This is a genomic window from Streptomyces sp. NPDC055078 (assembly GCF_053607985.1).
This window is the reverse complement of record NZ_JBSGUP010000203.1, coordinates 1-12170: the sequence shown is the minus strand read 5'-3', so window position 1 is coordinate 12170 and position 12170 is coordinate 1. Positions and strand designations below refer to the sequence as shown.

The 12170-nt window shown below is 70.9% G+C and carries 11 protein-coding genes; 8 read left to right on the top strand and 3 right to left on the bottom strand.

Annotated elements, in window-relative coordinates; all coding sequences use genetic code 11:
• Positions 1–151 precede the first annotated feature (151 nt).
• From ACWF94_RS18740 to ACWF94_RS18705, 8 genes are all read left to right on the top strand, one after another.
• On the top strand, positions 152–1081 hold the full coding sequence (locus ACWF94_RS18740) for an amidohydrolase family protein (protein WP_453489084.1): 930 nt from the start codon (positions 152–154) through the stop codon (positions 1079–1081).
• 71 nt (positions 1082–1152) lie between these two features.
• The gene (locus ACWF94_RS18735) at positions 1153–2697 is read left to right on the top strand and encodes an ABC transporter substrate-binding protein (RefSeq protein WP_453489081.1); all 1545 of its coding nucleotides are present in this window, start codon (positions 1153–1155) and stop codon (positions 2695–2697) included.
• Positions 2698–2772: 75 nt separating this feature from the next.
• A complete protein-coding gene (locus tag ACWF94_RS18730) occupies positions 2773–3714 on the top strand; it encodes an ABC transporter permease (RefSeq protein WP_453489078.1) in 942 nt (313 codons plus the stop codon).
• Positions 3711–5708: a dipeptide/oligopeptide/nickel ABC transporter permease/ATP-binding protein gene (locus ACWF94_RS18725; protein WP_453489075.1), complete on the top strand. Its 1998-nt coding sequence runs from the start codon at positions 3711–3713 to the stop codon at positions 5706–5708. Before ACWF94_RS18730 ends, ACWF94_RS18725 begins: the two co-directional genes overlap by 4 nt.
• A complete protein-coding gene (locus tag ACWF94_RS18720) occupies positions 5677–6495 on the top strand; it encodes an ATP-binding cassette domain-containing protein (RefSeq protein ID WP_453489072.1) in 819 nt (272 codons plus the stop codon). The genes ACWF94_RS18725 and ACWF94_RS18720 overlap by 32 nt, the downstream gene beginning before the upstream one ends.
• A complete protein-coding gene (locus ACWF94_RS18715; RefSeq protein ID WP_453489070.1) occupies positions 6492–7352 on the top strand; it encodes a TIGR03619 family F420-dependent LLM class oxidoreductase in 861 nt (286 codons plus the stop codon). The genes ACWF94_RS18720 and ACWF94_RS18715 overlap by 4 nt, the downstream gene beginning before the upstream one ends.
• 66 nt (positions 7353–7418) lie before the next feature.
• The gene (locus ACWF94_RS18710) at positions 7419–8258 is read left to right on the top strand and encodes an enoyl-CoA hydratase/isomerase family protein (RefSeq protein WP_453489067.1); all 840 of its coding nucleotides are present in this window, start codon (positions 7419–7421) and stop codon (positions 8256–8258) included.
• A 34-nt stretch (positions 8259–8292) separates the two neighbouring features.
• Positions 8293–8883, top strand: coding sequence for a hypothetical protein (locus ACWF94_RS18705; RefSeq protein ID WP_453489064.1), 591 nt, complete (start codon positions 8293–8295; stop codon positions 8881–8883).
• Here ACWF94_RS18705 and ACWF94_RS18700 read toward each other — a convergent pair.
• The 3 genes from ACWF94_RS18700 to ACWF94_RS18690 all read right to left on the bottom strand — a co-directional run.
• Positions 8808–9857, bottom strand: a complete 1050-nt coding sequence (locus ACWF94_RS18700; protein WP_453489061.1) for a LysR family transcriptional regulator — start codon at positions 9855–9857, stop codon at positions 8808–8810. The genes ACWF94_RS18705 and ACWF94_RS18700 overlap by 76 nt on opposite strands.
• A gap of 64 nt (positions 9858–9921) precedes the next feature.
• On the bottom strand, positions 9922–11556 hold the full coding sequence (locus ACWF94_RS18695) for a rhodanese-like domain-containing protein (RefSeq protein WP_453489058.1): 1635 nt from the start codon (positions 11554–11556) through the stop codon (positions 9922–9924).
• A gap of 60 nt (positions 11557–11616) precedes the next feature.
• On the bottom strand, positions 11617–12170 hold a 554-nt coding region (locus tag ACWF94_RS18690; RefSeq protein ID WP_453489055.1), incomplete at its 5' end, for a carboxylesterase family protein.

The following is a 12170-nucleotide window of genomic DNA, read 5'->3' as shown; positions in this document are numbered from 1 at the left end:
CTGGACCACCGGCCGATCGGCCTGAGGCACAGCGGACGGCGTGCGGGAAGAGGACGTCCCACCAGAAGACGACCCACAAAGAAGACGACCCACAAAGAAGCGGACAGCAGGGAAAGAGAAACCACCAAGGAGAACGGAGGTCGGATGAACCATGGGTGACAACACAGCAGCGGCGCCGGCCCAGCCGCCCACCATCATCGATTTTCGCGGGCGACCGCCGACGGAAGAATTCCTGAGCTACTTCGTACGACAGAAGACGATCGTCGCCAACCTCCGGCTCGGCGTGCGGGCCCCGGCTCCGTCGTTCCTGAAGCGGGACGTCGACCTGTTCTTCGCCGAAATGGACGAGGCGGGCATCGGTCTGACGGTGGCGCTGGGCAGGAATTCGCCCGTCGCCCCCTGGACCCGCCCGGACACACCTCCGGAGGAGCGGCAGAACGGGGTGCTGCCGAACGACCACATCGCGGACCTCGTGGCGGCGCACCCCGGCAGGCTCGTGGGTATCGCGGGAATCGATGTGAGCAATGAGCTGCACGACTCCCTGGCGGAAACACGGCGCTGCATCGAGGAGTTCGGGTTCAAGGGCATCCATATCGAGCCGGCCAGGACCCGGTACGAAGCGCTTTACAACGACCGGCGCATCTATCCGCTGTACGAGCTGTGCCAGGAGATGAGTGTCCCCGTCGTCCTGATGACCGGGCCGATGTACGGAAGGAACATCAGGTTCGACCACCCCGCCGATATCCAGGATGTCGCCCGCGACTTCCCCGACCTTCCTCTGGTCGCCGGACACGGATGCTATCCCTGGGTCACGCAGATCATCAGTGTCGCACTCAAGCACCCGAATGTTTATCTCTGCCCCGACGTGTACATGTTCGTGCCCGGCGCGGAGCAGTACGTTCAGGCGGCGAACACATTCCTTCAGGACCAGCTGCTCTTCGGAACGGCCTATCCGTACGCCCCGCTGGGCGAGTCGGTGGGACGGTTCCGGAGCCTCGGGCTGACGGAGGAATCGATGCGGAAGGCCCTGTACGACAACGCGGCGAGACTTCTCGCCCTGGAAACCGTGCCGCTGCGGTAGACAGCCGTATCCCTTCTGGTGAAGGAGGCACGATGCCTCACTCCTGTAAGCCGTGCACCACAAAAATACGGGTGACGGCGGTGCTGGCCGCCGTCCTCGCCATGGGCCTGCTGCTCACGTCCTGTCAGGGCGCGGGCGGCGCGAAACCCCGGGCCGGGCAGCAGAGCAAGGACGTCCTGACGATCGCGTCCACCTTCCCGCCCCTGTCACTCGACCCGGCGCGCAGCGGCGGCGACAACCCGCTGCTGTGGTTCATCGAGCCGGCCTACACCCCGTTCCTGTTCCGGGCCGCGGACGGCTACAAACCGGGGCTCGCCGTCTCCTGGCGCTATGCCGACGCGGCGAAGAAGGTCTTCGAACTGAAGCTGCGCGACGGTGTCAGATTCAGCGACGGGGCACCGCTGACCGCGGACGGGGTGAAGAACTGGCTGGAGTACGTACCCAGGGCCGGCGGACCGTTCGCGGCCAGCTACCGGTTCAAGTCGGTCGAGGTGACGGGTCCGCTGGCCCTGCGCATCACGCTGAACAAGGCCGACCCGAGTCTGCTCGCGGTGCTGTCCCACCAGAAGACCGCGAGCCATGTGGCCAGCCCCGGCGCGCTCAAGGATCCGCGGAAGCTGGGCACCCGGACGTTCGGCACCGGACCGTACAAGCTGGACCCCGGTCAGACGATCACCAACCAGCGGTACACCTACGTACCCAATGAGCACTACTGGGACAAGAAGTCGGTGCACTTCAAGAAGCTCGTCATCGAGGTGATGCCGGACGAGAACGCCACCCTGCTCAAGATGCGCTCGGGCTCGGTCGACGTGATGATCGGCTCCCCGAAAACAGCCCGGTCCGCGAAGGGCTACGGCCTGAAGGTCCACAGGACCCCCTCGATTCCGGCCCTGGTGTCGTTCATGGACCGCGAAGGCGCGCTGACGCCGGCGCTCGCCGATGTCCGGGTCCGGCAGGCGCTCAACCACGCACTCGACCGGAAGGCGATCGCGGCGCTGCTGTCCGGGGATGCCGGGAAGCCGACCCAGCAGTTGGCGCTGCCCGGCCAGTTGGGGTACTCGTCCGCTCTGGAGGACTTCTACCCCCACGATGTAGCGAAGGCCAGAAGGCTCCTCGCGGAGGCCGGTTACCCGAAGGGGTTCACCCTGCGGCTCTACGCCTACAAGGCCGGCCCCGGATGGACCGAGTCCGCACAGGTCATCGCCTCCCAGTGGGCGAAGATCGGCGTCAAGGTAGATGTCAAGGTGCCCGCCTCGGTCACCGAATGGGTGGGCGCCGTGGCCGCGAACAAGGTCCCCGCCGCCATGTGGCTCGGCAAGAACGACGATATGCACGGGTACACCGTGGAACGCCTCCTCGGATTCCTGAACCCGCAGCGCACCCAGGACCCGGTGGTGGGCGACCTGCTCGGGCGGATCGCCCTGGCGACGGAGGCGGAGCAGCAGCGGCTCTGGGAGCGGATTCAGCGGCGCTGGCTCGAACAGGCGTGGTTCGCGCCGTTCTCCGTGGAGGACACCGTCTACTACTCCCGGCCCGGTCTGAAGGGCATCGAGGAGCAGATGGCCCCCTCGAAGTGGATCGTCTATGCGAACCTCCAGTTCTTCCGCGCGGCCTGACGGCCGGGTGGCGGCCGGCGCACACCCGCCGCCACCCGCGGTGCCGTCCCGCACCCGCCCGTCGAGGAGTGGGCGATGCTCTCGGTGATACTCCGGCGTATAGCCATATCGGTGCCGCTGCTGTTCGTGGTCTCCGTCATCGTCTTCGTCCTCCAGGGGTTCATCCCGGGTGACACGGCGGTCACCATGGCCGGGTCGACGGCCACCGCCGAACAGATCGAAGTGCTGCGGCGGCAACTCCGGCTCGACGAGCCGCTGCACACCCAGTACTTCACCTGGCTGGGGGATGTGGTCCACGGCTCGCTCGGGCAGTCCCCCCTCAACGGCGAGTCCGTTGTGGCCGCGCTGAACACCAGGCTCCCGGTCACCCTGTCGCTGGTGGTGGGTGCGACGGTGGTGGCGACCCTCGCCGGGGCGGCGCTCGGCGTCCTCAGCAGCCGGGGCGGCCGGCTGAGCCGCCGCCTGTCCGATGTCGTCTCCGTACTGGGCATGGCGCTGCCGAACTTCTGGGTGTCGCTGCTGCTGATCGCCGTGCTCAGCGTGTCCCTGGGCTGGTTCCCGTCCGGCGGCTACGTCCCGTTCGGAGAGTCGCCCTCCCGCTGGCTGTGGTCGCTCGTGCTGCCGGTGGCCGCGCTCGCCCTGCACGGCATGACCGCGGTGGCCAAGCAGACCCGGGAGGCGCTGCTCGACGTGGACGGCCGGGACTTCGTCCGCAATCTGCGGGCCAATGGCATCCCCGAACGGTCGCTCCTGTTCAAACACGCGCTGCGCGCGGCCTCCATCCCGGTCGTCACGGTGTCCGGTGTGCTGTTCATCGGCTCCCTGGGCGGCGCCGTCGTGATCGAGCACGTCTTCGACCTGCCGGGCCTGGGCAGCCTGGCGATACGCGCGACGGCCGACCACGACATCCCCATGATCCAGGGGGTCGCCGTGTACTTCGCGCTCCTGGTGATGGGCGTGAACCTGATCCTTGACCTCGTCTACGCGTGGCTCAACCCGAAGGTGAGGGTGCGATGACCAGCCCAGTCCAGACGACGACCGAGTCGGCCCGGGCGGTCAGGGCCCCCGCGCTGTGGCACCGGGTGCTGCGCAAACCGGTGGCGCTCGCCTCCCTGGCCTTCCTCGCCTCGGTCACCCTCTCGTCCCTCGCCGCCTCCTGGATCGCGCCCTACGACCCGCTGGAGCCGGACCCCGCGGCGATCCTGGCCGGGCCGTCGGCCGACCACCTCCTCGGCACCGACACGCTGGGCAGGGATGTGCTGTCGCGGCTGCTCTACGCGGGCGACTCGGCGCTCGGGCTCGCGCTCGTGGCCGTCGGCGTCGCGGTGCTCCTGGCCGTTCCGGTGGGCGTGTTCGCGGGCCTGGCGGGCGGATGGGCGGACGCGGTCACGACCCGGGTCGCCGATGTGCTCCTCGCGGTGCCCGGGATCGTCGTCCTGCTGATGGTGCTGGCGCTGTTCGACCAGAACATGGCGGCAGCGATGACCGCACTCGGAATGATCTTCGCTCCGGGGCTGCTGAGAGTGACCCGCGGCGCGGCGATCTCGGTGAGCCGGGAGCCGTACATCGCGGCGGCCCGGGTGTCCGGACTCAACCAGGCGCAGATCGCCTTCCGCCATGTCCTGCCCCGGGTCGTGGGCCCGGTCCTGGTCAACCTGTCGGTGATCGCCGGCAGCGCGCTGCTGACGCAGACCGGACTGAACTTCCTCGGCCTCGGCGTCAATCCACCGTCACCCAGTTGGGGCGGGATGGTCGCCGACGCCTCCACGGCGATGGAACTGAATCGCTGGCTCCTCGTGCCCACCGGCGGAATCGTCGCCCTGTCCGTCATCGCGCTGGTGCTCCTCGGGGACGCCGTCCGCGACGCGACCGCGGAACGCTGGTCGGGCGAGCGGGACCACCGGCGCCGCGCCGCGCCGCCCGCCCCGCAGCCGGACCACACCCCGGACCGGCCGCCCCCGGCACCCGGCGCGGCCGGCCCGGACGACCCCGTCATCCGCGTCGAGAACCTGACCGTGGCGCTCCCGTCCCGGCGGGCGGCCGGCGGCTGGGACGTGGTCGTGCAGAACGTCAGCTTCTCCCTGGGGCGCGGCGAGACCATCGGCCTCGTCGGGGAGTCCGGCTGCGGCAAGACCCTGACCTGCCTCGCCCTGCTCGACCTCCTGCCCGCGGGCGGCCGGGTCACCGGCGGGCGGGTGACGATCGGCGGTGTGGACACGGGAACGATGACCGCACGGGACCGGGCCCGGCTGCGCGGCTCGACCGTCGCGTTCATCTCCCAGGACCCCATGGCGGCGCTGGACCCGAACTTCACCGTGGGCAACCAGATCGGCGAGGCCGTACACGTCCACTCGGGCCGGGGCCGGCGGGCCGCCCGGGAACGGACCCTGCGACTGCTCGAACAGGTGCGCATCCCCGACCCCGGGAAGGTGGCACGCCTCTACCCGCACCAGCTCTCCGGAGGCATGGCGCAACGGGTCGCCATCGCCATCGCGCTCGCCGGTGAACCGTCCGTCCTCATCGCCGACGAGCCCACCACCGCCCTGGACGTCACCGTCCAGGCCGAGATCCTGCGGCTGCTCACCGGCATCCAGCGGGAGACCGGCATGGCGATGCTGCTGATCAGCCACGACTGGGGTGTCGTGGCGGGCACCTGTGCCCACTGCCTGGTCATGTACGCCGGGGAGATCGTCGAGATGGGCACGGTGACCGGCATCCTGGACCGCCCGCTGCACCCGTACAGCCAGGGCCTGCTCGCCGCGGACCCCCATGTGTCCCAGCCGGGCCGGCGACTGGCCACCATCCGCGGCACGGTCCCCGCGCCCGGCGACCGGCCGGACGGCTGCCGCTTCCGGCCCCGGTGCCACCTCGCCGTGGCGGAGTGCGCGGCGCACCCCATCGCCCTGGCGGAACCGGCGCCCCACCACCATGCCCGATGCGTACGCAGTCACCTCTTGGCCGAAGCCGAAGGAGGCGCGAATGAACGAAACACCCCTGCTGACCGTGCGTGACCTCGTCGTCAGATACCGCACCACCCACAGGGCTTCCCGGTCCGCCGTCGCCGCCGTGGACGGAGTGAGCTTCTCCATCGGCAGCGGTGAGACCGTCGGCCTCGTCGGGGAGTCCGGATCGGGGAAGTCCACCATCGGCCGGGCGATCCTCGGCCTCGCACCCGTGCGCGCCGGGGCCGTCGAGTTCGCCGGGAAGGACATCACCCATGCCCCCTTCCGTGCACGCAGGGCACTGAGCGCGGACCTCCAGGTGGTCTTCCAGGACCCGTACGGCTCCCTCAACCCGACCAGGACGATCGGCGACCTCCTGGCCGAACCTGTGCGGGTGCACGAGCGTCCGGACCGCGCCGCGCTGAACCGCCGGGTGGCGGACATGCTGGAGCGGGTCGGCCTGGGGGCCGAGGCCGCCGACCGCTATCCGGGCGGGTTCTCCGGCGGCCAGCGTCAGCGCATCGCCATCGCTCGCGCCCTGATGATGTCGCCACGGCTCGTCATCTGCGACGAGCCGACCAGCGCCCTGGACCTGTCGATCCAGGCACAGATCCTGAACCTCCTCGCGGACCTGCAGAGTTCGCTGAACGTCAGCTACCTCTTCGTCTCCCACGACCTGGCCGTCGTCCGGCACATCGCGCAGAAGGTGATCGTGCTGCGTCTCGGCCGGATCGTGGAGGCCGGGGACACCGACACCGTCTACACCCGGCCCGGACACCCGTACACCCGCTCCCTGCTCGACGCGATCCCCACCCGCCGCGGCGACGGGCCGGCCCCCTCCCGGAGCGCACCATGAGCATCGGCCTCGCCGTGTACGACCTGCCCGCCCGTGAGGCGCTGGAATTGGCGGCAGCCGCCGACGAGTTCGGGTTCGACACCCTGTGGCTCGCCGAACACATCGTCACCGTCGAACACCGCAGCCCCCACCCCCTGGCGGACGGCCCCCGGAAGACCGCCCTGCGATCCGGAACCGAACTGCTGGACCCCTGGGTGACGCTCGGCGCGATGGCCGCAGTCACCGAACGGATCAAACTCGCCACCGGGATCCACCTGGTCGCGCTCCGGCATCCGCTCACCACGGCCCGCCACGGTGCCACGCTCCACGACGTCTCGGGCGGACGCTTCATGCTGGGCGTGGGCGCGGGATGGATCGCCGAGGAGTTCGCCGCCCTGCGGGTGCCGTTCCACCGCCGCGGCGCGCTGGTGGACGAGGCGCTGGACATCCTGCGCCTGGCCTGGGCGGGGGAGTGGTTCGCCTACCAGGGCACGCACTTCCCGGTGCCCCGCGTCAGGGTCCACCCCCGGCCGGTCGCGATCCCGCTGATCGTCGGAGGCAACTCCCCGGCCGCGCTGCGGCGTGCGGCGCGCATCGGCGACGGATGGTTCAGCTCCGGGATCCCCACCGCGGACGAGGCGCTGCGGCTGCGCGACGCCCTCGCGTCGATGCGTGCCGAGCGCGGCCGGACCGGCCCCTTCACCTCGTACGTACGCATCGCCGACGCCGATCCGGCGCTCGTGGCCAGGTACGCCGCCGAAGGCGTGGACGACATCGTCGTCCAGGTCGACCGGGACCGGCTCTGGCCGCGCGGCACACCCGGCGACCGGCGGGCGGCGCTGCGCTCGGCGGCGCGGGACCTGGGGCTGATCCCCTGACACCCCGGCACGACCCGCAACACCTGTCCGTAACACCTGTCCGTAACCCCCGATCGGAGGAACTCCGTGCAGCTCCTGGTGGAGAAGACCGGCCCGGTGGCGCTTTTGACCATCAACCGGCGCGAACACAGCAACTCACTGACGAACGACCTGCTGAGCGACCTCGGCGCGGCGGTCACCGAACTGGAGGGCGACCCCTCGATACGCGCCGTTGTACTGACCGGAAGCGGCGGTATGTTCTCCTCCGGCTCCGATCTCAAGCCGATGAGCGAGAGCCTGACCGCCGACCCGGAGACCCTGCGGCAGAGGGTCCTGGAACACGCGGACATCGCCACCGACACCTTCTGGCGGATCTGGCGCAGCCCCCTCCCGTTCGTCGCCGCGGTGGAGCGGATGTGCCTCGGCGCCGCGGTCTACCTCACCGCCGTGTTCGACCACGTCCTGATCACACCCGACGCCGAGATCGGCATGTGCGAGATCAGGCTGGGCCTGGCCCCGCCCATGTTCAACGTGTTCCCGTGGATGCTGAGCTACCGCGGGGCCAAGGAGTTCCTGCTCACCGGAGACGTGATCGACGGGGTGCGCGCGGCGGAGCTGGGCCTGGTCACCAGATGCGCACCCGCCGGCACGCTGATGGCGGAGTCCATGGCGCTGGCGGACCGGCTGGCGGCCATGCCCGACGAGGTCGTGGCGACGATGAAACGGTCGGTGAACCGGCGGTGGGAACTGGCGGGCATCCAGGCAGAACTTGAGCACGGCGTCGACGGCTATGTGCAGGACAAGCTCACCATGAGGCCCTTCCAGCGCCGGCTGCGGGAGACGATCGCCGAAGTGGGTGTCGAGGAGGCACTGAAACGCCTCGACATCGACCTCGGACTGCGCGGCACCTACATCGGCCAGAAGTAGCCACCCACCCCGGGAGACCCCCATGCGGAGATCGATGACCAGCGGAGGATTCGGTGCCGTCCCGGCCGTCGAACGACTGGCCCGTGAGGTGCGGCAGCTGATGGACACGACAGCGGACGAGCACGAGCTGACGGCACACGTCGCCCACCGGCTCAGATCGCTGCTCGCGTCCCGGCCGGCCCTGCCCCGCGCGGTGACCCGGCCCGGCCCCACGCGCTATGTGATGTACCCGCTGCACATCGCCGCCGACGGTTCCTTCTCGATCGCCGCGGCGGTCTGGGACGTCGGCCAGCGCACCCCGGTCCACGGCCATGAGACCTGGGGCGTGGTGGGCATCTACGCCGGTGTCGAGGCCGAGGTCAGATACGAGAAGCCGGCGGTGCCCGGACGACCGCTGGTGCCGGCCGGCGCCCATGAGTGGACCGAGGGCGAGGTGACCGTCTGCTGCACGACCGACGACGACGTCCACGAGGTGCGGTGCGGCGGCGACACCCCGTGCGTCGGCATCCATGTGTACGGCGCCGACATCGGACAGCTGCCGCGCCGCGCCTACGACCCGGACACCGGTGAGGTGGACTGGTTCGTGTCCCGGTGGACGGAGACCGGTGGCGCGTCGCCGCGATGACCCGGTACCGCCGCGCGCCGGGGAGGGGGCGCCGGAGCGCGGCGGGCGGGGAGACGGTCCGGTGACGCGGCGGATCGGATGGCCGACGCCAGGAAGGAGTTCGCCGTCCTGGTGAGCTTCACCGAGCGCCGGTGGATCGCGTACACGGTGAGCCGTATCTCCAGCCCCGCCACCGGCAGCTCGCACAGCTTCCCGGAGTCGATCTCCTCGGTCACCGATATCCTCGGTACGACCGCCGGGGCCAGACCGCGGGTGGCCGCCGACTTCACGGCGGACGCGGAACCCACCTCGATCGCGGCGTGCGCCGGCCGCCGTCCTTCCGCCCGCAGGATCCGGGTCAGCGCCAGGAGGGTGCCGGAATCCGGCTCACGCTGGATCAACGGCATTCTGGCCAGCTCGTCGAGGGTGAGCGGACTCTTCCGCGCGGCGAGCGGATGCGAGGGGCTGACCACGAGCACGAGGCGGTCGCCGACGAGAGGCACCGAGTCGAACTGCTCGGGGACCGCTCCGCTCAGCTCCAGCAGACCCAGATCGGCCTCTCCCTTGAGCACCGCCTGCTGGACCGATGTGTAGTTGCCGACCTCGATGTGGCAGTAGCGGTCACCGCCGTCCGACCAGCCCAGCAGCCAGGCGGGAAGCAGATGTTCCGCGACCACCTGGCCCGCGATGATCCGCAACCGGCTCCCGGTGGCCAGGAACTCCCGGTCGAACCGGACCGCGGCGTCCCGCAGGTCCTCCAGCAGCCGCCGGCCCTCGGCCTCCCAGAACATGCCGGCGGCGGAGAGCTTGGCGCCCCTCGTACTGAACTCGTAGAGCCGGGTCCCCGCCCGGCGTTCCATCAGATGGAGACGGCGGGAGGCCGCCGGCTGGCTGATACCGCAGGCGGTCGCGGCCAGCCGCACACTGCCGTGTCTGCCGACGCAGACGTGGAGTTCCGCGTCGAGCAGGTCACCGAAGGGCTGATCGATCTCCATCCGGGCCGCCGCTATGCCGGGCCGGCCATCGGGGAGAACCCCGTGCGCTCCCAGGACAAACCACTCACCTCCGGGTGTGACGGCCGAGGCGCAGCTCCCAGTCGAGATAGCGCCGCATATCGGTGTGGTCCGGTCGCAGGATCTCCCCGCGTTCGCCGGTGAGGTTTACGTCCTCCTTGGCCTCACGCAGGCTCACCTCCGCCCCGTCGAGCCCTTCCACGAGGTGATGTCCGGCCGCCGAGCCGCGCAGTCCGCCGGCCAGCCGCCGCACCCGTGTGTACCCGAGGTCCCGCAACGTCCGCGCGGCCAGGGCGGAGCGGATGTCGCGGTTGGACACCACGACCAGGGGCGCCTGCCGGTCCGGGCCCACGCCGGGCATCCTCCGCTCCAGGTCGCCCCTGGGCACCCACACCGACCCCGGCAGATGCCCGACGGCGAACTCGCTGCTGCGGCGCACATCGACCACCAGCGGGGCACCGGGACCGGCGAGGGACCGCCAGGTCGCCGCCGGGATCAGGGCCCGTGCCTCGCCGAGCCCGGGAACCGCTCTCCCGGCCCACCGCGGCACCCCGGATCCCGTCGGGAGGCCCGCCGCCCGGTAGGCGTCGAAACCGATCGTGAGCCAGGTCGCGTTCGGATAGCCGATACGCCGCAGGAGTTCGGCGGCGATCCGGGCCCTGACCTGGTGGCCGGAGTAGCACACGACGGCAGCTCGGCGGTGGCCGATGTACTCGTCGGCGGTGTTCGCCAGCTGACCGCCGGGGATGGAGAGCGCGCCGTCGAGACGGCCGGCGGCGTACTCTTCGGGCAGTCTGACATCCACCACATACACACAGGCGCCGTCCGCGCGGGCCCGCGCGATGTCCTGCGGCGACATCGGCTGGATGCGCGCCTCCCGGACGAGACGGTGGGCGTGGCGGGCCGTGAAGTCGCGCCCGGCCGCCGTCGGTTCCGGCCCCCCGTCGCCGGGGCCGGTCTCCAGCTCCCGGCCGGACATCAGCCACGACATCGTTCCGTTGCGCAGCGCGCTCGCCCCGCGGACGCCCAGCCGGTGCAGGGCGTCCACGGCGAGCAGCCCCCTCGTTCGGCCGGCGCAGTGGACGATCACGGTGTCCGGCAGCGCCCCGGCGGCCCGCAGTCCGGCGACGGTCACCGGCAGCTCACCACCGGGCACATGGACCGCCCCCGGGAGATGACCGGAGGCGTACTCCTTCGCGTCGCGTACGTCGATCACCAGGGCGGTCCCGGCGGAGATCAGGGCTTCGGCCTCCGCCGGTTCGACTTCGGGCAGTCCGCACTCCACGGCCAGCCGCTCGCCGTACGCCTTGCCGGGCACATTGGCGCCGGACTCGCACGCGCCGCCCGCGGCCCGCCACGCGGTGAAGCCGCCCCGGACCACGGTGACATCCCGGTAGCCCAGCCGCGTCATGGTGTCTGCCGCGCGCCGGCTGCGTTCGCCGTCGTCGCAGTAGAGGACCGTCGGTGTGGTGAGGCCGGGCAGGACATCGCCGGCACAGATGTCGAGCAGACCCCGCGCGAGGGTGGTCGCGCCCGGGATGTGCCCCCGGACGTACTCACCCCGCTCGCGGACATCGAGCAGCGCGGGGGGCGCCCCGGAGGCCAGGAGAGCGGCCAGCCCGGCGCTGTCGACAGTGTTGCGGGGCTTGCGGGGCTTGCGGGGCTTGCGGGGCGATTCCATCGCTTCCTCTCCCAGCGGGTGTGTGCCATGGCACGTCGGGCGGACGGGACTTCGACAGCCTCAGCAGACGCCGTCCCATACGGCCCGCTCGTCGCCGGACGGGTCGTCGGCCGGGGTGACCGTACGGTCGAGCAATCCGGTCGTGCGCCGACCCGTGGTGTAGGCGCTCCAGCCGGGCTCCCCGTGTCTGATGAACGAGGTCCAGACGGAGCGGACCGTGTCGGCGACGTCCGTCGACGGCCGGTCGCCGATACGCCGGTGGACCGCCTCCTGGCCGATGGTGCCGAACACGAACGGAAGTTCCGCCCCATGGCATGCGCCGAGGCCGTCGTTGGCCGCCGGTTCCGGATGGTCGAAGCGGTAGACCCAGGTGCCGGCCGTGCTCCCGGCGGCGCGTGCCTCGGCGACACGGACGACCGGGACGCGGAAGTACCAGTCGGTGACGACGGCGGCGAGCAGGTCCCCCGGGCTCGCGCCGGGCCGGTTGGCGCGGTAGACCGCCACACCCTTGTCGTCCAGGCCGTAGCCGTCCGCCGCACCGGCCAGGGCGGCTTCGTCCACGGAGTCCAGGGTGCCGTCGGAGACGAAGAACAGCCGTGCCTCGTCGCGGGTGG